Origin of the sequence: Pedobacter metabolipauper (genome assembly GCF_004362715.1) — a bacterium.
Lineage (GTDB): Bacteria > Bacteroidota > Bacteroidia > Sphingobacteriales > Sphingobacteriaceae > Pedobacter > Pedobacter metabolipauper.
This window is the reverse complement of the sequence record NZ_SNYC01000006.1, coordinates 174,903-194,606: the sequence shown is the minus strand read 5'-3', so window position 1 is coordinate 194,606 and position 19,704 is coordinate 174,903. Positions and strand designations below refer to the sequence as shown.

General features: G+C 38.8%; 19 protein-coding genes. 6 read left to right on the top strand and 13 right to left on the bottom strand.

The annotated features are described in order from the left end of the window. Position 1 precedes the first annotated feature (1 nt). On the bottom strand, positions 2 to 826 hold the full coding sequence (locus ATK78_RS17560) for an ion transporter (RefSeq protein WP_133577445.1): 825 nt from the start codon (positions 824 to 826) through the stop codon (positions 2 to 4). A gap of 198 nt (positions 827 to 1,024) precedes the next feature. Here ATK78_RS17560 and ATK78_RS17555 point away from each other — a divergent pair, with 198 nt between their 5' ends. Further along, positions 1,025 to 1,561: a pyridoxamine 5'-phosphate oxidase family protein gene (locus ATK78_RS17555; protein WP_133577444.1), complete on the top strand. Its 537-nt coding sequence runs from the start codon at positions 1,025 to 1,027 to the stop codon at positions 1,559 to 1,561. A gap of 73 nt (positions 1,562 to 1,634) precedes the next feature. Here the strand turns inward: ATK78_RS17555 and ATK78_RS17550 are convergent, their stop codons facing one another. From ATK78_RS17550 to ATK78_RS17540, 3 genes are all read right to left on the bottom strand, one after another. Next, entirely contained in the window at positions 1,635 to 2,540 is a 906-nt protein-coding gene (locus ATK78_RS17550) for a metallophosphoesterase family protein (protein ID WP_133577443.1), read from the bottom strand. A 260-nt stretch (positions 2,541 to 2,800) separates the two neighbouring features. After that, entirely contained in the window at positions 2,801 to 4,447 is a 1,647-nt protein-coding gene (locus tag ATK78_RS17545) for a M28 family metallopeptidase (protein ID WP_133577442.1), read from the bottom strand. Between the two features lie 27 nt (positions 4,448 to 4,474). Then, a complete protein-coding gene (locus ATK78_RS17540) occupies positions 4,475 to 5,560 on the bottom strand; it encodes a Gfo/Idh/MocA family protein (RefSeq protein ID WP_133577441.1) in 1,086 nt (361 codons plus the stop codon). Between the two features lie 151 nt (positions 5,561 to 5,711). Between ATK78_RS17540 and ATK78_RS17535 the strand changes: the two genes are divergently transcribed. Together ATK78_RS17535 and ATK78_RS17530 are read left to right on the top strand one after the other, a co-directional pair. Continuing rightward, positions 5,712 to 6,077, top strand: a complete 366-nt coding sequence (locus ATK78_RS17535) for a hypothetical protein (RefSeq protein ID WP_133577440.1) — start codon at positions 5,712 to 5,714, stop codon at positions 6,075 to 6,077. Positions 6,078 to 6,173: 96 nt separating this feature from the next. Further along, positions 6,174 to 6,701, top strand: coding sequence for a ferritin (locus tag ATK78_RS17530; protein WP_133577439.1), 528 nt, complete (start codon positions 6,174 to 6,176; stop codon positions 6,699 to 6,701). 245 nt (positions 6,702 to 6,946) lie between these two features. Here ATK78_RS17530 and ATK78_RS17525 read toward each other — a convergent pair whose 3' ends face one another. After that, positions 6,947 to 7,519, bottom strand: coding sequence for a thymidine kinase (locus ATK78_RS17525; RefSeq protein WP_133577438.1), 573 nt, complete (start codon positions 7,517 to 7,519; stop codon positions 6,947 to 6,949). A 316-nt stretch (positions 7,520 to 7,835) separates the two neighbouring features. On the opposite strand from ATK78_RS17525, the gene ATK78_RS17520 reads away from it, so the two are divergent. Continuing rightward, complete coding sequence (locus ATK78_RS17520; RefSeq protein ID WP_133577437.1) at positions 7,836 to 9,101, top strand: hypothetical protein; 1,266 nt, start codon at positions 7,836 to 7,838, stop codon at positions 9,099 to 9,101. A gap of 15 nt (positions 9,102 to 9,116) precedes the next feature. On the opposite strand, the gene rodA is transcribed toward ATK78_RS17520, so the two are convergent. The 8 genes from rodA to ATK78_RS17480 form a co-directional block, all read right to left on the bottom strand. Further along, a complete protein-coding gene (rodA, locus tag ATK78_RS17515) occupies positions 9,117 to 10,385 on the bottom strand; it encodes a rod shape-determining protein RodA (protein WP_133577436.1) in 1,269 nt (422 codons plus the stop codon). Then, positions 10,385 to 12,340 carry a penicillin-binding protein 2 gene (gene mrdA, locus ATK78_RS17510; RefSeq protein WP_133577435.1) on the bottom strand — a complete coding sequence of 652 codons (1,956 nt, stop codon included), beginning with the start codon at positions 12,338 to 12,340 and terminating at the stop codon, positions 10,385 to 10,387. The genes rodA and mrdA overlap by 1 nt, the downstream gene beginning before the upstream one ends. Next, positions 12,340 to 12,855 (bottom strand): rod shape-determining protein MreD, encoded by a 516-nt coding sequence (locus ATK78_RS17505; protein ID WP_133577434.1) that lies wholly within the window; start codon positions 12,853 to 12,855, stop codon positions 12,340 to 12,342. The genes mrdA and ATK78_RS17505 overlap by 1 nt, the downstream gene beginning before the upstream one ends. Next, positions 12,845 to 13,684 carry a rod shape-determining protein MreC gene (gene mreC, locus ATK78_RS17500; RefSeq protein ID WP_133577433.1) on the bottom strand — a complete coding sequence of 280 codons (840 nt, stop codon included), beginning with the start codon at positions 13,682 to 13,684 and terminating at the stop codon, positions 12,845 to 12,847. The genes ATK78_RS17505 and mreC overlap by 11 nt, the downstream gene beginning before the upstream one ends. 74 nt (positions 13,685 to 13,758) lie before the next feature. Further along, positions 13,759 to 14,781: a rod shape-determining protein gene (locus ATK78_RS17495; RefSeq protein WP_133577432.1), complete on the bottom strand. Its 1,023-nt coding sequence runs from the start codon at positions 14,779 to 14,781 to the stop codon at positions 13,759 to 13,761. Positions 14,782 to 14,867: 86 nt separating this feature from the next. Continuing rightward, positions 14,868 to 16,394, bottom strand: a complete 1,527-nt coding sequence (gene purH / locus ATK78_RS17490; RefSeq protein ID WP_133577431.1) for a bifunctional phosphoribosylaminoimidazolecarboxamide formyltransferase/IMP cyclohydrolase — start codon at positions 16,392 to 16,394, stop codon at positions 14,868 to 14,870. A gap of 48 nt (positions 16,395 to 16,442) precedes the next feature. Then, the gene (purN, locus tag ATK78_RS17485) at positions 16,443 to 17,021 is read right to left on the bottom strand and encodes a phosphoribosylglycinamide formyltransferase (protein WP_133577430.1); all 579 of its coding nucleotides are present in this window, start codon (positions 17,019 to 17,021) and stop codon (positions 16,443 to 16,445) included. Positions 17,022 to 17,141: 120 nt separating this feature from the next. Further along, entirely contained in the window at positions 17,142 to 17,876 is a 735-nt protein-coding gene (locus ATK78_RS17480; protein ID WP_133577429.1) for a DUF6266 family protein, read from the bottom strand. Between the two features lie 542 nt (positions 17,877 to 18,418). Here ATK78_RS17480 and rpsT point away from each other — a divergent pair. Both rpsT and radC read left to right on the top strand, forming a co-directional pair. Continuing rightward, positions 18,419 to 18,673, top strand: a complete 255-nt coding sequence (rpsT, locus tag ATK78_RS17475) for a 30S ribosomal protein S20 (RefSeq protein WP_133577428.1) — start codon at positions 18,419 to 18,421, stop codon at positions 18,671 to 18,673. Positions 18,674 to 18,987: 314 nt separating this feature from the next. Next, positions 18,988 to 19,686, top strand: coding sequence for a RadC family protein (gene radC, locus ATK78_RS17470; RefSeq protein WP_133577427.1), 699 nt, complete (start codon positions 18,988 to 18,990; stop codon positions 19,684 to 19,686). Positions 19,687 to 19,704 lie beyond the last annotated feature (18 nt).

Sequence of the window (19,704 nt, the reverse complement as noted above, 5' to 3'; positions counted from 1 at the left end):
ATTATCTGTATAAAGAAGATCCGCAGTATTTACAGAATAAAGCATCGGTATCATGTCCTTCGCTGCTGCAGCTTGGACAAGATTCTGGCAGCTCCTTTCTGTTTCTGGCGGCAATAGCCAAATCATGGGTAATAATGCCTGTAGGTACAGCAATGATCGCATAACCGGTAAGCATCACAACCGATGCTACAAATTTACCCATTGGGGTAATGGGAGAAATATCGCCATAGCCAACCGTAGTGATAGTAACTATGGCCCAGTAAATACTTTCAGGAATATTAGAAAAGCCATTCTCCCGCTTTTCTACCAAATACATTACAGATCCTAGTATTACCGTAAGCGTTAAAACAGTAAGTAAAAAGATGCTGATCTTTCTAACACTTCCTTTAAGTGCGGTGGTTAGAAAATTGATCTCTGTTAAAAAGCTTCCCAATTTAAATACCCTGAAAACCCGCAACAACCTAAGCGCCCTAAAAACAACCAATGATTGTGCACCAATAAAGAAAAAGCCCAGGTAAGTAGGAATCAATGCAATAAGATCGATTATCCCCAATAAACTGAAAACATATTTAATTGGCCGCCGGATGCTGATTAGTCTTAAAATGTATTCGATGGTAAAGAGACCTGTAAATATCCACTCCAGAATTTTAAACAGCTTGCCATGATGGTTATTGATGCGCTCAACACTATCCAGCATCACTACAATAATGCTGGCAAAAATGGCAAAAAGAAGGCCTACGTCAAATGCTTTACCCGCAGGTGTATTCGATTCATAAATAATCTCATGCAGTCTGAAACGCCAGTCGTTTGTTTTTGGTGATGCCATATCGGGTGTTAAGATCGCAGTTAAATCAATTGATTAGTATAACAGCAGCGGTTGGTTTTTGTGTTTTTTGTCAGGATGTTCTGTCCGTCTGCACCATCCGGCGTAATCTGATCAGGTACAAAGAATACCTGTAAAAATAATTTACGGAGAACATTTAATGCCCATAACTGTTAGCATATAGGAAAAACATAACCGACTATGAACAGCATTAACAAAAACCAACCGGAAGATAATAAAGAGAATTTAAGCCAGGAAGAGGCTTTAAAAAAGATCAGAGAAATGATTGAGCAGTCTGATACCTGTTTTTTCTGCACCGAAGCAGCAACAGGACCATCTAAAGGGGTAAGGCCAATGAGCATTCAGCAAGTAGATGATGCAGGAAACTTGTGGATCTTTAGTGCAAATGACAGCCATACCAATGCCGAAGTTGCACTTGATGCTAAAGTGAAACTCTATTTTCAAGGGTCAAAACATTCAGACTTCCTGTATCTAACTGCAGAAGCAACAATCCATGAGGATAAAGCAAAGATCAAAGAACTATGGAACCCAATGTTAAAAACCTGGTTTACCGAAGGTGAAGATGACCCTAGAATTTCATTGCTTAAAGTAGTACCCTACACCGGATATTACTGGGACAATAAACATGGAAATATGGTAGCAGGCATTAAGATGATGGTGGGCGCTGCAATTGGAAAAACGCTGGACGATTCAATTGAAGGTCAGCTAAAAGTATAATTTCAAGCTCCATTTAAATGGACAAAATAACGCAGGGAAACGGCTTCTTTATATGTGATAGGTATTTTTTGTATTAGTAGTTTACATACTGCTCATCAAAAGTGCCATCGGCATATAGGTCTATCAGCCCATAACCAGGAGCAGTTTCCCTGCGGTTACCGTTCCACCAGGCACCAGATACAGCTCCATTGCATAAATAGGTAACATTATTATAAACTACTTTATCCCGCATGTGCAGATGACCACTTAAGCAAAGCTTTACATTCGGATGTTGATAAAACAGGTTGATGATCTTTGCCGTATCGGTATGCATATCTCCGCCAAGCATTTCCCATCTGTTTACAACGTTATCTTCAATCATCAATAAAGCCGTTAATATAGGGATGTGTGATAACACGGTAATGGGCATAGGTGCGGGAGTGGCCTTTAATTCTTCCTGCAACCAGGCAAATTGTTCATCGCCCAGTTTACCAATATACCAGGTGCCGTCAATATCAAGATGAACACTGTCTAATAGGATAAACTTCCAGCCGCCTTTAATTACACTATAATAAGGTTTAGCCAGTTTGAGCCTGTCTAACGCATATTTCTTGCCATATATGGCTTCCTTCTTGTTGTCTTCCTGCCACCAGATATCATGATTTCCTAAACAGTAATATACGGGCACACTTAATTCAGATTTTTGGATCTTCTCCAGCAAATTCCACTGGTTATTAATGGTATCGATGTTCTCTTTGTTCATGTCGAAAACGATGTCACCACCGTTCAATATAAAATCTACTTTAGGAGATTGCTGCTGTACATGATGCAGGCACTTTTCAAATTTAGCAGGTGCATTTAACTCATTTTTAAGATGAATGTCAGTAAGGTGTGCAATCCGCAATACGGGCTCTTTCTTTGGGTTGTTTTCAATGCCAAAACCCAATGCAGGTAATAAACATAAACCACCAATACTCTTTAATACCGACCTTCTTTCCATCTTATTTAGCGTAACTGACTATTCAATTTGGTCAAAAATAAGGTTCCAATATTGCGCTAATATTAAGAGAATTTAATTTCTTGTCATGTTTGGGTGCAGCATATTTGAGTATAAGTCTAAATACCCATTATTTAATATTGAAGTCTGTTATTTGAACATGGTATGTGAGTTTGCTGCTTGCCCGCTATTCCGTTTAATCCTTAAGAACTACGCTGTCTAATACTGAAAATTGGCCCGCTTAATACTGGAAAACTACGGTATTACTTTTTCTCCCGTATGGCTTTAAACTCTGATCCGTCCTTCCATTTTGGAAAGGTAGATTCATTACTTAGCCGATAGCCCATATCAAACAATAAACGAACATCTTCAACCATTCCGCTAACGTCAGATTTTGGGTCAAAATTGTCTTGTGGAGAATGGTATTGCTCTTTATAAAAGTCAGCGATTTTCTTTAGTCCCCATTCTTTGCCATGCTCAACGTTGTCCGATCCGGATCCGGTAAAGAGCGATGGGATGCCTACCTTAGCAAAATTGAAATGATCAGAACGGTAGTATAAGCCCGATGATGGTACCGGATCTGGTACAACCACACGTCCTTGTTTTTTGGCAGATGCTGCGGCATAGTCTTCCAGATCTGACTGGCCAAAGCCATAGACAATGATGTCCTTTGTTTTTCCGGCCATTCCCATCATATCCATATTGATATCGGCAATCGTTTTATTTACAGGGAATACAGGATGTTTGGCATAAAACTCCGATCCAATCAACCCTTGTTCTTCACCGGTAAAAGAGACAAATACAATGGAACGCTCTGGTTTTTGAGCAGACTTTTGAAAAGCTGCAGCAAGTTCCAGCAATGCAGCAACACCAGTAGCATTGTCTACAGCACCGTTATAGATAGAATCTCCCTTGATCTTTTCGCCAATTCCCAAATGATCCCAATGTGCAGAATATATGATATTTTCGTCCTGTCTTTTAGAACCAGGAATTATAGCCACTACATTGTTGGATACAGATTTTTTGATTGTATTGTTGATCGTTAGAGCCGTGGTTAACTTAAGGTCTACAGGTTTAAAATCCGGCTTAAGGGCATCAGTAAGCAAGGCATCGGATTGGCCGCCAAGTTTAAAAAGCTGTTTGGCAAGATCCAGTGAAATCCATCCCTGAACAATAGATTTAAAGCTGTCATCTTTCTCATCCAGCTGGAGCTTTGATTTTGACCATCCGCTGCGCACAACAGACCAGGGATAGGCTGCGGGTTCGGTATCATGAATTATTAATATACCTGCAGCACCTTGCCGGGCTGCTTCCTCAAACTTATAGGTCCACCGGCCATAATAGGTCATGTTCTTTCCCTTGAATAATTTAGGGTCAGAAAAACCCGGATCATTGATCAGAACAACAACTGTTTTTCCCTTTACATCCAGTCCTTCGTAATCATTCCACTTATATTCAGGAGCAACAATACCATAGCCAACAAATACAAGAGGAGAGTTGGTTAAGTTTACCATCGTATCTACTCTTTTTGTTCCGGCTACAAATTGGGTAAGGTAACTCGCCTTGATACTTCCTTTAGCCCCTTTAAATACCATTAGAGAATCTGGTCTGGACTTGATCTCAACCATCGGTACTTCCTGAAAATAGCTGTCGCCATTGCCCGGTTTAAGCCCAAGCAGGCTAAACTGCGCTTTCATATAGTTGATCGATTTGGTTTCGCCCACAGTAAAAGGTTTCCTTCCTTGAAACTCATCAGACGCAAGAATGCTCATGTGTTTGGCAAAGCTGGTATCATTGATCATCTTGACGGCAGCAGAATCCGGAGAAATTAACGTGAGGTCATTTCCTTCTGGCTGACAGGCCGTAAAAAACAGACCAATGGCAATAACACAGATCAGAAACTTATTCATAATAGTTTATTAATTGAATATTACCCTTTATTTACTTAACATCACCTTCTTACCTTCTTTTGCAGAGCGTTTTGCTGCTTCAAGGATCTTAACAACAATTAAGTTGTTTTCCAGAGAGGACAGGTCATTACCAGGTTTGATCTCATTTCTAAGCACGGCAGCCAAATAATCAAGGTGACTGCTATACGCTGTTGCCAATGGTTTAGCTTCTGCAAGTTTATAATCCGGACTTTTATTCTCTTTAACCCGTAAAGTATTTGAATTTACAGCCTGTACATAACCGGTTAGGCCAAATATTTCCATGTCCTTAATATTAAACGGCCAGTTCCAGGAAGCTTCAATGATCCCTGTTGATTTTGGATATTCCAAAATAATGGTCGCATCATCATCAACATTTGGATAAACATCTTTTTTGATCTGTTTGGTAATGGCAGTAACCGAAATAGGGGCTTCTCCATTCATAAGCCAGGTCATCAGGTTTGCGCCATAACATCCAAAATCGATAATGGCACCACCGCCGTTTTGTTTAGGATCTGTTAACCAGCTTAAAAATTCTTTACTTACCCCAATTTCTTTTGGTCCACGGTGACCGTCATGAACCACCATCTTTCTGATTTCTCCAATGGTGTTGTCTTTAACGCGTGTATAGGCCTCCTGATTGCTCGGGTACCAGGTAGTTTCATAATTGGTTAACAAGTGGATTTTATGAAGCCGGGCAAGTTCTGCCATGCGCTCTGCCTGTTTAACGGTAACCGCCAGTGGTTTTTCTACCATAACCGAAATGCCAAGCGGAGCTGATACCTCAACAACAGCAAGGTGATCATTGATCGCATTAAAGGCAAGAACAACATCAGGCTTCTTATATTTAAGTGCCTCTTTCAAGTCGGTATAAAAAATGGAATCAGCAAATTTGAAACGTTTTTTGAAACGCTCAACCAAAACAGGGTTCTGTTCAGCAATTGCAATGATATTAACTTCTCCTTTAGCATAACTGTTCATGATCAGGTTAACATGGTCATGACTAAGCCCGGCAAGTACAACATTCAGTTTAGTTTGCGCATTTGAGTAGGCTGCTGAAGTGATCAGCAAAATAAATAGGAGAATTTTTTTCATGTTATGGGTAAGGCTTAAAGATTTAAGACGCCAATTTAGCAATTATGACGGTTAAAAAGACAGATTGATTTTTTTAAAAAAACTTACTGTATGATTTGGATTAAATCTAAATAATAACAATCTTTGCCTAAACAACGGGTAAATTCTAAAAATGCAGGATCTGATCACATTGCCTTCTATTACGTTCTCAGAAGTATTTAGCACAAAGAATGGTGCTATCTATCAATCTGACAGCGAAAATTGCTGGTATATAGATTTTGCAGGTAAGCTGGCCCGGTTTGATTACCGTAACCTGCTCAAACTTCAAAAAGCAGTATACCAAATTGATATCGAAAACCTGCTTTTAAGTAGTGACAAGGCACCTGATCTGGAAATTATATTCATTTGTGCCTGTGACCATTGCTATGTATTGTCCTTAATACAAATCATCGCAATCAAAGAATTACTACAAGGTACATTTGTAATGTTAGAGCTTAATCACATCATTTACGATCGCCTGCACAGGATAGTTGCCTGATTAACTTAGAATTAGAATCTTTCCATATTGCGCTTATATTACCCTTTCTGCATTTATTGCATTATTTTTGTATTGTAATCAATAAATAACAGGAATATGAAAGACATTATGCGTACGAAGTGTTTGATCTCATCAGATGTAGAGACACTGATCAACCAGCAAATAAAAAAAGAAGCTTATTCATCAGCAGTATATCTATCAATGGCTTCATGGTGCGACAGGAATGGGTTTGATTATTCTTCTGATTACTTCTTTAAGCAAGCAGAAGAAGAACGAATGCACCAGCTTAAGTTTTATAAATACGTTTTAGATATGGGAGGTGTTGCCATCTCTCCGGAAATAACAAACATTAAGATTGAATACAATTCCTTCCGTGAAGTTTATGAAGAAGCGTTAGAACAGGAAGTTAGTGTAACCCAATCTATTAAAAATATAGCAGCACGCTGCCATAAAGAACAAGATTATGTAACTCTTGAATTCTTAAACTGGTTCTTTAAAGAACAAAGAGAAGAAGAATATAAAGCCCGTCGTGCCCTTGAATTATTTGATGTAATTGGTGAAGAAGGAACAGGAAGATGGGAAATTGATAAACACGTTGGCAAAATTAGCTATAGCGAAGACTAGTCGCGCGTTAATCCATTAAATTTATAGAGAGGTACATGCTGGTGATCAAACAGTATGTACCTTTTTTTGTTGAAATACTATTATGTCAAAGAAAGATAAGGATAAAGACTCAAAACACGGTAAGGATAAGAAGAAGAAAAAGAAGTGTTGTGAGAAATACTTAAAGGGAAAACGCTGTAAAAATTGTCCGTTTGGTTAGCCTTAATTTCCGTTTGTTCAGTCTAAGAGATTCATTTTAACTCAACTCAAACGGTATGGTAACAACGTCTGCACCGCGGCTCATAGCTGTCCTTTTCTCCCAGTAATATTTTAGCTTCGCTGGCTGCCTTACGGAAAGAATACATTGCCGGACTGCCGCAACGTACGCAAACAGCATTTACTTTGGTTACCAGTTCTGCAATGGCCATTAGTGCCGGAACCGGACCAAATGGCTTGCCTGTATAATCCATATCCAAACCCGCAACAATTACCCGGACCCCTTTTTGTGCAAGTTTATTACAAACCTCAGGAAGGCCATCATCAAAGAATTGCGCTTCATCAATACCCACAACCTGGGTATCTGCATTGAGCAGCAGAATGGCTGATGAAGTTTCTACCGGAATGGACTGAATAGAATTCAGATCATGTGAAACCACCGCATTTTCATCATACCGTGTGTCAATCTTTGGTTTAAAGATCTCTACTTTAAGCTTAGCAATTTGTGCCCGCTTTAAACGCCTCAATAATTCTTCTGTTTTACCAGAAAACATAGAGCCGCAAATTACCTCTATACTGCCGCAGAATTCCCCTCTTCTGTAATTTTGTTCGCTAAATAACATGATGCTGAGTGCTTATAGAATGCTAATATCCGAATTTTGGATTGAATATAATTGATTGATGGTTAAAGAATCTTATCCTTCAAATAAAAGGAATTTTATAGTAAAATAACCACTGTATATAACTATCTGAATATATTCGTATTATGAGTTCATTAGATAAGATAATAATACCCGATGAAGTGTTGATGAACAACTTGAAAAAGAAGCATTGCAAATGCTTTTATACTGCTCATTTTAAACTAAAGTCTTTCTAAATTGTTTAAAATTATATCTTTGGGATACTTCAAGGATGTATTTTAATTGAAAATTAAGGAATATGATGAATCAAAGTAATATCTTCAAAAAAATAGGACTTATACTTAATGAACTTCAGGATCAGTATGAGTTTTTATCTGAGAATCCCGAACAACTCAGTGAATTGGAGCTGGAACTTTTTCTTGCTAATGCTAATTTCCTGACCGATCACGTACAGATTGTTAAAAAGCTAAATTATACAGAGACCATTAAGCAACTGCCGGCACCAGACCCATCTTTTAAACAAGAGACACAAGAACCTAAGCAGGAAATAAGATCAACACCTGAAATACAATATAAACAAGAAATACAACCGGCGCAGGCGGTTCAGCCTGATTGGGAAATAACCCATCAGGAAATACCGCCTATTGAAGTTCAAGAAGAGACTCTGCCTGTTAAACAAGAGTCAAAGCCCGCTCCATTTATGGATGATCTGTTTGAGCTGGACAATTCTGCCCCTTCATTTGAATTTATCATCAATGAAACTCCTGTTACCGATAAGTTTGATTTTGAAGAAAAGTCTGTAGGTGAAATATTTGACAGACCGCTAAGTGCGGAGGAACAACAGATCATTGCACAAAAACAACGCCTTAAAGATCAGCAAGCTGCTGCAAATAGCAAGGCACAAGAGATTACTGATGATGAGATCGGACCTGAACCTTTCCTCGTCTCTACTCCAGAAACAGTAACCAGACCAGAGCCAGTCATTACCAGCGTTGAACCTGTACTTATTAAACCTGAGCCCGTTGTGAATAAAGCGGAACCGGCGTTCCATAAACCAGAGCCGATTATAAATGCTCCTGAACCAGTAATTAATAGTACTGAACCTATCACTCCAAATCCTGTGGTTTGGCAGGCACCTGTTGCTAAGACAGACTTTGTAGAAGATAAGATTGAAGAAAAAGAAGTTCAAAAGGCTACAACTGAATTGACTGTGGATAAGGTAGAAGAGCAGGTTGTGCCTGCATACACGCCAAGACCCACATTAAATGACCTTCTTGCAGGTAATAAATCACCTAACGTAAATGATGACAGTACTAAGGCACCAGTTACAGACTTAAAAAAGGCCGTGAACCTGAATGAAAAGCTTTTATACATTAAAGATTTGTTTAACGGCTATAACCTTGCGTATTCTGAAGCGATAGATCTGATCAATAAAATGCCAGACTTTGCTACGGCTGATACTTTTCTAAGAAACAATTATGCTGGAAAGAACAATTGGGAAGCCAGGCAGGATACAGTAGATAAATTCTATGAACTTTTACACCAGCGTTTTCCAAAGGTTTAATTAAAGATGGATTAGCTAGATAAAGCCCATCCGGTTCGAATCCAGCTTTAAAAAGATAAACAGCAACACGGTAAAACTCCATAGCGACGAACCTCCGTAGCTGATAAAGGGTAACGGAATTCCAATTACCGGAACAATTCCAATAGCCATACCTATGTTAATGAATACGTGGAAGAAAAGGATACAGGCTACACAGTAGCCATATACCCTTGAGAAGGTAGATCGCTGTCGCTCCGCAAGATTAATTAATCGCAGTAGTAAGAACAGATACAAACCAATTACTACAAAGCAGCCAACAAAGCCCCATTCTTCTCCTACGGTAGAGAAAATAAAGTCTGTACTTTGAGCAGGTACATACCCATATTTGGTCTGAGTACCTTGTAAAAATCCGCGACCGGTAAGTTGCCCGGAACCAATCGCAATTTTAGACTGGATCACATTATAGCCTACTCCCCGTGGATCCATCTTTAAACCCAGTATGAGCTCAATCCGGGTTCTTTGATGTGGTTTTAAAACCTTTTCATAAGCGACTTTAACCAAGAATAAATAGGCGATTGCAACAAAGGTAACCAGGATTGCAGAAAACATAACCTTTTGCTTTCTCCTGTTTTGGTAAATGAAAAAGCCGCCAATAGCCAAAATAATTGGAATCAGCACTGCCATCGGAACTAAGAAGTCTGCCACAAACAATACGATCATTCCCAGAAATATGAGCAGGAAATAGCCCGACAATCCTTCCCGGTACATCGGAAACATAAACGACAGGAATACCAATGCAGACCCGGCATCTGGCTGCATCATGATAAAGAACAATGGTGTACCAATGATTAGTGCAGCAAATAAAATGGACTTAAAATCTCTGAATTTAGGACTAAAGCTGCTAATATACCTGGAGAGCAATAGGGCTGTTCCAAATTTCGCAAATTCTGCCGGTTGAAGCCTAAATCCTCCCCCAATAGAGATCCATGCCTGGTTACCGGCAACCTTTCTGCCAACTATCAATACCATGATGAGCAGCAATACCGTGATCCCATACACAATGGGAGAGAAGACACTGAAGAATTTGGCCTCTAATAATAAGATGGAAAAGCCCAAAACCAGTCCGGCAAGGATATAGATCAGCTGCTTTCCGTAATTACTTGAAAAGTTAAATACCGAAGAATCAGATTGGGTAGGTATAGAAGCATAGATATTTACAAAACCTATAGTACATAATGCCACATAGATCAGAATGGTGATCCAGTCTACATTAAAAAAGAACCGGTTTGATTGTTGGTTGCTCATTATTTGACTGCAGGTTTAGGCTTGATAACTGTTTTAATGGTTTGCTTGCCAGCTGGGGGTGTATTTACCTTTGCAGAATCACCAGGCTTCGGCGTTACAACTTTAGGTTTGGGCTCAGCAGGCAAAACAACTTGTTTTTTCATCCACTCTATCTGTGCGCGTTTATAAACTGCCACACTGTCTTTTAAATATTTTTCTGTAATGAAACTTGCAATAGGAGCGGCATAGGTACTTCCATAGCCTGCATTTTCAACGATTACCGCAATGGCAATTTTGGGATTGTCCCTTGGCGCAAACCCAATAAATACAGAGTGGTTTTTACCGTGTGAATTTTGAACCGTACCTGTCTTACCGCACATGATGATGTTATCGATCCTTGAGGCTATTGCAGTACCCCATGAGGTATTTACTGCATCTTGCATACCGTCAATTACCGGCTCAAAATGTTTTGCATCTACGCCAACATAATTCTTTTTCAGATATTCTGGCCTGATGGTACGGTTTGTTCCGATACCCTTAACCAGATGCGGCTTAATGTAATATCCCCTGTTGGCAATAATAGCCATAATATTTGCCATCTGTAATGGCGTAGTAGCCATCTCTCCCTGTCCAATGGCTAATGAAATTACGGTAGAATATCCCCAATATTTGCTGTATTTGCCAGAGTAATAGGCTTCGTCATATAATCTGCCGCGTCGCTCTCCCGGAAGATCAACACCCAATGTATCACCAATACCAAATTTCCTAACTTTCTTTTGCCATTCATCATAAGCAACCTTTTGGTTTTTATATTTTTTCTGAGTAATCAGCTTTTGGAACACATAGCAGGCATAAGTATTGCAAGACCTGGCTAGACCTCTTCGCAATGCGATGTTACCGTCAACATGTTCGCACCTTACCCAAAGACTCCCTGCTCTAAAGCCTCCAGGGCAGTTAAATGTTGTATTTGGGTCTATCACGCCTTCCTGTAAACCAAGAAGCGCGTCCAGGGGCTTAAAAGCAGATCCAGGAGAATAGTAACCAGCAATTGGACGAACATTAAGCGGACGGTTAGGAGCACCAAGATATTTCATGTAATTATTGCCCGACTGCCGGCCAACCATTTCATTTGGGTCGTATCCCGGAGCGCTTACAAAAGCAAGGATCTCTCCGGTAGATGGCTCAATAGCAACGATACTTCCTACTTTATTTTTCATCAGCTCTTCGCCCATCTTTTGAAGCCTGATATCCAGCGAAGAGATCAGTTGTTCTCCGGATACAGCGGCGGTATCAAACTTTCCATCCGCATAACTTCCTTTTGGTACGTTATGCACATCATATAACATGCGGACTACCCCGCGTTTGCCCCGAAGTAAAGTTTCATAGGATTTCTCAACACCTGATTTTCCAATATAATCTGTAGGCCGGTAATAACCTTCCGATTTCTCTATTTCTTTTGCTGAAACTTCCTTGATATAACCCAAAAACTGAGACGCTATACTATCAGGATAGTTTCGGATGGTTCTGCTCTGCACAAAAAATCCTGGAAAACGGGAAAGCTTCTCTGAAAGCGACTGATAGATCTCTACAGAAAGTTGCCCTTCAAATATACTCGGTTGAAACAGGGATTGATTTGTTGATTTCTTTAAGTTTTTTCTAAACTTAATCATATCAATGCCGATAATGTTGCAAAGTTCAAGTGTATCTATAGGCTTAAGCGTATCTGCAGCCTTAAAATCATTTGGTATGATCATCAGATCGTAAACAGGTTCGTTTTGGACCAAAACTTTTTCATTTCGGTCTAAAATGATCCCACGGGCAGGAAAGGTATAGATCTTACGCAGTACATTGCTTTCTGCAGATAGAAAATACCTGTCACTGGCAACCTGTATATAGAACAGTGTCCCTAAAAGTATTAAGGAAACAACAATGAATAATCCTTGTACAATGTATTTTCGATTAAACAAATTGTCCATTAGCGCATCTTTCTATTATAAAAAACAAATTCGATCAGTACTACAATAAATAATGTGAATACACTGCTTAATAAGCACCTTAACAAGGTATAAGAAAATTCTGTCAATCTAAAGGTTTCCAGGAAGAACAATACAATGTGATGGGTAATGATACATAGTGAAGAATATAAGATGAACCATTTGAAGCCCATGTTTCCCAGAGTAGGATCTGGTTCATCGAAATTATCCCGGTTTACGGTTACTGAAATGAATAGCACACGAACAAAAGCTAAGGCAATACATGCTGAAACATGAACGCCAAGTGTATCGTAAAAAGCATCTAACGTTAAACCGGTAATAAACGCAACCAGGTAAAGCAGTAGGTTGGGGATACGAAAAGGTAGCAGTAACAGAAACAGAATGTATACAAAAGGAGTGGCCAGGTTGTAAAAACTCAGGTTCCTTAATAAAAGGATCTGTGTTAGAAGCAGGATGAACCACCTGACAATATTGACTATGATTAATTTACTGTTCATTGGGTATTTTAGCTTCTAGATCTTTCTGTTCCTGTGCAAATTTATCTTTGATAACATACACGTATTGTAAACTGCTGAAATCATTAAGCAGGTTAATTTCTATCGTCATGAAGTTACCACCAGTAGCAATTCCGGTATTGCTGACTATTCCTACCGGGATACCTGCTGGAAATGAAGAAAAGCCGGAAGTAACGACAGTATCTTTAAGATTGATCTTAAAGTGATTCGGTATGTCTTTAATATAAGCCTTTCTGAAATCTGTATTTCCCACACCCCAGATTAGTGAACCAACGGCATTGTTCTTTTTAATGCTTACACTGATGTAGGTGTCTTTATGCAATAACGACTTAATGGTGGCCAGGTGCTCCGAAACATCATGGATGTAGCCAACTACCCCTTTTACAGGTGAGATAACAGGCATGCCGCTCACTATTCCGTCAGCCTTGCCCTTATTGATCGTAATGATGTTGTTTCTTAAGGTAATAGAATTTTTAATTACCCGTGCAGGGACAAATTGGTATTGAGGAATCCCGGATGTGTCTTTAACAACCACATCTTTTGTAGTATCTACATTTTTAATGGCCAGGATCTCGGTTCTTAGTTTGGCATTCTCCGCAGCCAGACTGTCATTTACAGATCCTAAGTTCAGATACTTTTTAAATACATTGAGGTTGTTATAAACATCGCCAACTACCTGATTGGTAGAGTTGACAGTAACACTGCGCTGATAGGCATTGTTTTTTACCGTAAGAATGATTCCAATACAGAAAAAAATAATGAAAAAGAAAAATGCGTTATATCTGTTTATGAAAATCCAAAGGTTACGCATATTTAGTTATATCTTAACCTTGCCTGGAATGCTTTAAACAGTTTCCAGGCAAGGTCATTTTGACATTCATTAATTTATTGCATTAAAAATTTAAAGCTGCCTATGTTTTTTAAGGCAATACCTGTACCCCGTACTACGGCACGAAGCGGATCTTCAGCAACATGTACCGGAAGTTTTGTTTTAGCGGCAACACGTTTATCAAGACCACGAAGCAATGCACCACCTCCGGTAAGGTAAATACCGGTTTGATAAATATCTGCAGACAGCTCTGGCGGAGTGATCTCTAAAGCTTTGAGGATGGCCTCTTCAATTTTTGAAATGGACTTATCCAGGCAATGTGCAATTTCAGTATACGATACTGTGATCTGTTTTGGAACACCGGTCATCAAATCTCTTCCCTGTACCGCAAAGTCTGCTGGCGGATCTGTAAGTTCTGGTAAAGCAGCACCTACTTCAATCTTAATTTTCTCAGCAGTACGGTCACCAATCATGATGTTATGCTGGCGACGGATGTAGTTTACGATGTCCGAATCAAAGTTGTCTCCCGCTACCCGGATAGACTGGTCGCATACGATACCTGATAAAGCGATTACAGCGATCTCTGTAGTACCACCGCCGATGTCAATGATCATGTTACCCATTGGCTCTTCTACATCGATCCCAATCCCTACAGCTGCTGCCATAGGCTCATGGATCAGGTATACTTCTTTAGCACCGGCAATCTCTGCCGAGTCACGTACGGCACGTTTTTCAACTTCAGTAATCCCGGAAGGGATACAGATCACCATTCTTAACGAAGGGAACATCCAGCCTTTACCACCATTTAACATGCGGATCATACCTTTGATCATGGCTTCTGCTGCATTAAAATCTGCAATAACACCATCCTTAAGCGGTCTAACCGTACGGATATTGTCGTGCGTCTTACCCTCCATCTGCATGGCCTGTCTGCCTATCGCTATAATTTTATTTGTTTGTCTGTCAAAAGCTACGATTGATGGTTCATCAACTACTACTTTGTCATTATGTATAATCAAGGTGTTTGCGGTACCTAAATCGATCGCAACTTCTTGTGTAAACCAGTTAAATAAACCCATTTATAGGTAATAATTTAAATATTGATAAATCTGTATATTATATTAATGTAAAACTACGTCTTTTTATTGTATTCAGTGCTAAATAATTAGTGCTTAAAATGTCTGATACCCGTAGTTACCATTGCAATTCCCTTTTCATTTGCCATGTTTATAGAATCGGCATCTTTAATGGAGCCACCTGGCTGTAAAACAGCCGTAATGCCTGCTTCGGCAGCTATTTCTACGCAATCAGGGAAAGGAAAAAATGCATCTGAAGCCATTACCGAACCTTTTAAATCAAAATTAAAAGCGTCTGCTTTAACAATTGCCTGTTTTAAGGCATCAACTCTTGACGTTTGACCTACACCACTGGACAATAACTGGTCATTTTTAACAAAAATAATCGTGTTCGATTTGGTATGTTTTACAATTTTATTCGCAAAATAAAGATCTTTCAACTCCTGTGCTGTTGGCTTTACTTCGGTTACCGGGGTCATTTGTTCCGGACCTTCAATGATTAGATCTTTATCTTGTTCAATGACTCCGTTTAATAGCGTCTTGAATTGTTTTTTACTAAGTTCTACTTCATTTCTTTGCAGGATTACCCTGTTTTTCTTACCACGGAAAAGCTCAATGGCTTCAGCCTGATAGGAAGGGGCAATCAGCACCTCGAAAAACAATTTGTTGATCTCTGTAGCCGTAGCCAGGTCAACCTCTCGGTTAGCAATCAGGACACCGCCAAATGCAGAAACCGGATCACATGCTAAAGCCACATTCCAGGCCTCCAGGATACTGTCTTTAGACGCAACACCACAGGCATTGGTATGTTTAAGGATCGCAAATGTAGGTGCTTCGAATTCATCGATCAGCGCAACAGCGGCATCTACATCTACCAGGTTATTATATGAAAGTTCTTTACCGTTTAGTTTGGTGAACATTTCATCCAGGTTACCATAGAATGTACCTTTTTGATGTGGGTTTTCTCCATATCTTAAGGTTTGCGAAGCGCTGATACTTTGTTTGAACACATTAAGCGGCTCTTCGGTATTAAAGTAGTTGAATATTGCAGTGTCGTAATTTGAAGAAGTATGGAAAGCTTTTTTAGCGTAAGATTTACGCTGAACCAATGATGTTTCTCCATTTTGTGCTTCCAGCTGTTCAACTAAGGTTGAGTAATCATCTTTAGAGGCGATGATCACTACATCATTAAAATTTTTAGCTGCAGCCCTGATCAGGGAGATACCACCAATATCTATTTTCTCTATGATCTCTTCTTCAGTACCACCAGCTTTCAGGGTTTCTTCAAAAGGATATAAGTCTACAATAACAAGGTCTATTTCTGGAATCTCATATTCAGCGATCTGCTGCTGATCTGAGGTCAGGCCTCTGCGGTTTAAAATACCACCGAATACTTTTGGGTGGAGGGTTTTAACTCTGCCACCAAGAATTGACGGGTAACCGGTAAGGTCTTCAACTGCTGTAACCGGAAGGTTTAAATCTTTTATAAATTGTTCAGTGCCGCCGGTAGAGAACAATTGGACATCCTGCTTAGCAAGCAGACGAACCAAAGGTTCTAAACCATCCTTGTAATAAACTGAAATTAAAGCGTTTTTGATCTTTATGGATTGACTCATCAGAGAAAAATTTTGAGCCGCAAAATTAGAATTTTTTACTTGATAAATTTACTTTTTTATCTTTTTTATGATCCCGTCAATTATACGTGGATAATGATGGTGTTCCAGCTGCTGTCCTTTGAATTTGATCATCTCCAGATTGTCGCCCTTATCAATCTTATATCTGGCCTGGTAGATGTACTGTCCTTCGTCATAATTCTCATCCACATAATGAATGGTAATGCCGCCTTCAGTCTCCCCAGCCTCTAATATCGCATTGTGTACATGATCTCCGTACATTCCTTTTCCGCCAAATTTAGGCAGCAGTGCGGGATGGATATTGATGATCCTGCCAGGATATTCACTGATCAGGTTTTTAGGGATTAGCCATAAGAAACCTGCGAGTACGATCAGATCGATATCCAGGTTTTTTAGGAGGTCTATTACATCATTGGTATGGTAAAATTCTTGCCTGTCGAAAATGTGCACCGGGATCTCATAATTGTCTGCACGCTGCAGTACATAGGCATCAGGATTATTGCTGAGCACCAAAGCAATCTCTACACCCGTATTGGGTTTAAAGTGTTCCATCAATTTTTGGGCATTAGATCCCGAACCTGAAGCAAATATGGCGATGCGTTTTTTCATTTAGCTTGTCCTTATAATCCCAAACTTAGATAAAAGTTTGATTATTTTCAATTTAAGCTAAAAAAGCCATTGTTTTTAGCTTAAATGCTACAAACAATGGCTGTAATGGTTATTAGCTGGTTAAACGTGCCGGGCAATAAACTGAAGGTCCAGTTTGCTTAGTTTTTTGGTTTTCTTTCCGGCCCTGATTAATTTTTCAGCTTCAACAGCGGTTAATTTAGGTAATTTAATACTTCCTAAATATTGACTGTTTGATTGTGATTGCCGGTCTGCTGCTACAAAACCGATATGGATGTCTACTTCTCTGCCTTCAAAACGAAGCTGAAACGGCAGCTCGTATACTCCATCTTTTCTAAATGCGCCATTGTAAATTGTTACCTGAGCCTGTAACAGAACAGGGTCATAAATTAAAACCATGATCTGATCGGCCTGATTGTTATAATCCAGGTTTGATGCATCCCAGGTAAACTTTAATACATTCAAACTTTTGATCGTTACTGCAGGGTCTTTAGCCATAAGCAATGGCCCTCCACTTATTCTGAATAATTCAGAATCTATATAGAATCCATTCTTATTTGTTATAAAAGCAACCTTTTTTGTGTAGGACAATGCAGCACGATATCCGCCTGTTTTTGTATAGTAGTTTTTGAACCCTACTTTAATTAATGCTTTTAGTGGATCAAGATAATTAGTGATCAATCCAAATTTTGCCTGATTGAGCAGCTCATTATCTGTCCAGTGTGTTCTGAGTTTAGGCGCACCCCTCATGAACCACTCATCACGAATGTTGTAACCAACTACCGGGCCTGCTTTACCACTAAAGCCTCCCATAATTCCATTTTTAACTCTTGCCATAATCTGTTTTTGTTAATAAAAAAAGTAAACGATTGCCCGGAAAGCACCACCCATAAGGTTGCCTTCGGGATTAACTGAAAATTTAATTACTTTATACTCATTATTAACAAGGAGATCGTTAGCTCCCGACCCTGTTATGACCCTGTTAGCACCCTGTTACAACCCTGTGAGCACCCTGTAAAAGTACTACTCAACCCTATCTCTTTAACACCCAATCTAAGGGCACTTCTGAATTATTATTTAAATATAAATAAAATATTTTAGTTTTTATTTAATTTATATGATTATTTTTTGTATTTATTAAAGGTTGTTTTCAGGTTTGTATGAAATATTCCTTTTATGGGTTGGAAATGCGTTATTTGTGCTCATAAATAAAATGCTGGCTAACTTGCATTTTGATCTGTTGATGTTGTTGAGTGGTGTATGCTGAAAATCAGTGCGCATAGGGATGAAAAAATATTTTTAAATGTATTTTGTATTTTAAAAACATTAGTTCTATATTTGCAGTCCGAAAAATATAGAAAAATAAAGGCTAAAGAAAAATGGCAAATCATAAATCTTCATTAAAAAGAATCAGAGCAAACGCTACTAAACGTTTACGTAATAGATACCAAGCAAAAACTACACGTACGTTTATCAAAAGATTACGTGCTTCTGAAGATAAAAAAACTGGTTTAGAGTTATTACCTAAAGTAATCTCTATGTTAGATCGTTTAGCCAAGAAAAGCGTTATCCACAAGAACAAAGCAGCTAACAACAAATCTAAATTGACAAAATTTGTTAATGGCTTAAAATAAATAAAGCTTTACAATATTCAAACGGGATATGCAAATGCATATCCCGTTTTTTTTGTTCAAACATTTACCTTCATTCATTTGAGATCGGATTTTGATTTGTTATTTTTAATAGCTAACCGGCTATAATTCAATTGTGAAAAATAAATCTCCTCTTTTAACCTTGATTGCAGTTATTGTAATTGGGTTATATTCTTTTATACCAACAGATGATCCTATAGAAAAACTAGTTTGCCTCCCTGCAACGTTGGACATATAAAGTAGATTAATAAAGATTAGGTGGTTGTTAATAGGCTAAAATAGATATAGCTTTACCAATGGATATCTATGAACAAAAAATTGTATTAAAATCTTGGGCAGAGGCTGATCAGCCCCGTGAAAAACTGATTCTAACTGGCCGAAGAAATCTTACTGATGCAGAACTGGTCGCCATTTTGATCTCTTCGGGTAATAAAGAGGAGACCGCAGTAGATTTAAGTAAACGAATTCTGGCTTTTTATGAAAATGATCTGGATGCATTGGCAAAGGCTTCTGTAAAAGAACTTACCAGGTTTAAGGGAATAGGAGATGCGAAAGCAATTGCTATTGTTGCCGCATTGGAATTGAGTGTGAGAAGAAAGGATATCCAAACAAAGGTTGTTCATAAAGTGAGTTCATCCCGGGATGCCTTTAATATAGTTTCATCTATTTTTGCCGACTTAAGTCACGAAGAATTTTGGATCATTCTGCTTAATCACGCCAATTGTGTGATAGGCAAACAACAGATTAGTAAAGGTGGGGTAGCCGGTACATTGGCAGATCCAAAAATTATATTTAAAATAGCATTGGAACAGAAAGCCTCTAATATTATTTTAGCACATAACCATCCTTCCGGTAATTTAAAACCAAGTGTACAAGACTTAAATTTAACAAGGAAACTGATCGCTGCAGGTAAAATATTGGATCTTCCGGTTTTAGATCACTTGATTGTTTACAATAGTTTGTATTATAGTTTTGGCGATGGGGACTTGCTTTGAGCAACTTATTAACTGCTA

What these genes read in the sequence shown, in the direction of transcription:
- ATK78_RS17545 (WP_133577442.1), bottom strand. Translation starts at nt 4,447, where the DNA reads ATGAATAAGTTTCTGATCTGTGTTATTGCCATTGGTCTGTTTTTTACG.
- mrdA (WP_133577435.1), bottom strand. Translation starts at nt 12,340, where the DNA reads ATGGACAATTTGTTTAATCGAAAATACATTGTACAAGGATTATTCATT.
- ATK78_RS17495 (WP_133577432.1), bottom strand. Translation starts at nt 14,781, where the DNA reads ATGGGTTTATTTAACTGGTTTACACAAGAAGTTGCGATCGATTTAGGT.
- ATK78_RS17530 (WP_133577439.1), top strand. Translation starts at nt 6,174, where the DNA reads ATGAAAGACATTATGCGTACGAAGTGTTTGATCTCATCAGATGTAGAG.
- ATK78_RS17480 (WP_133577429.1), bottom strand. Translation starts at nt 17,876, where the DNA reads ATGGCAAGAGTTAAAAATGGAATTATGGGAGGCTTTAGTGGTAAAGCA.
- ATK78_RS17540 (WP_133577441.1), bottom strand. Translation starts at nt 5,560, where the DNA reads ATGAAAAAAATTCTCCTATTTATTTTGCTGATCACTTCAGCAGCCTAC.
- ATK78_RS17560 (WP_133577445.1), bottom strand. Translation starts at nt 826, where the DNA reads ATGGCATCACCAAAAACAAACGACTGGCGTTTCAGACTGCATGAGATT.
- ATK78_RS17525 (WP_133577438.1), bottom strand. Translation starts at nt 7,519, where the DNA reads ATGTTATTTAGCGAACAAAATTACAGAAGAGGGGAATTCTGCGGCAGT.
- radC (WP_133577427.1), top strand. Translation starts at nt 18,988, where the DNA reads ATGGATATCTATGAACAAAAAATTGTATTAAAATCTTGGGCAGAGGCT.
- purN (WP_133577430.1), bottom strand. Translation starts at nt 17,021, where the DNA reads ATGAAAAAACGCATCGCCATATTTGCTTCAGGTTCGGGATCTAATGCC.
- mreC (WP_133577433.1), bottom strand. Translation starts at nt 13,684, where the DNA reads ATGCGTAACCTTTGGATTTTCATAAACAGATATAACGCATTTTTCTTT.
- rodA (WP_133577436.1), bottom strand. Translation starts at nt 10,385, where the DNA reads ATGAGCAACCAACAATCAAACCGGTTCTTTTTTAATGTAGACTGGATC.
- rpsT (WP_133577428.1), top strand. Translation starts at nt 18,419, where the DNA reads ATGGCAAATCATAAATCTTCATTAAAAAGAATCAGAGCAAACGCTACT.
- ATK78_RS17520 (WP_133577437.1), top strand. Translation starts at nt 7,836, where the DNA reads ATGATGAATCAAAGTAATATCTTCAAAAAAATAGGACTTATACTTAAT.
- ATK78_RS17535 (WP_133577440.1), top strand. Translation starts at nt 5,712, where the DNA reads ATGCAGGATCTGATCACATTGCCTTCTATTACGTTCTCAGAAGTATTT.
- ATK78_RS17550 (WP_133577443.1), bottom strand. Translation starts at nt 2,540, where the DNA reads ATGGAAAGAAGGTCGGTATTAAAGAGTATTGGTGGTTTATGTTTATTA.
- ATK78_RS17505 (WP_133577434.1), bottom strand. Translation starts at nt 12,855, where the DNA reads ATGAACAGTAAATTAATCATAGTCAATATTGTCAGGTGGTTCATCCTG.
- ATK78_RS17555 (WP_133577444.1), top strand. Translation starts at nt 1,025, where the DNA reads ATGAACAGCATTAACAAAAACCAACCGGAAGATAATAAAGAGAATTTA.
- purH (WP_133577431.1), bottom strand. Translation starts at nt 16,394, where the DNA reads ATGAGTCAATCCATAAAGATCAAAAACGCTTTAATTTCAGTTTATTAC.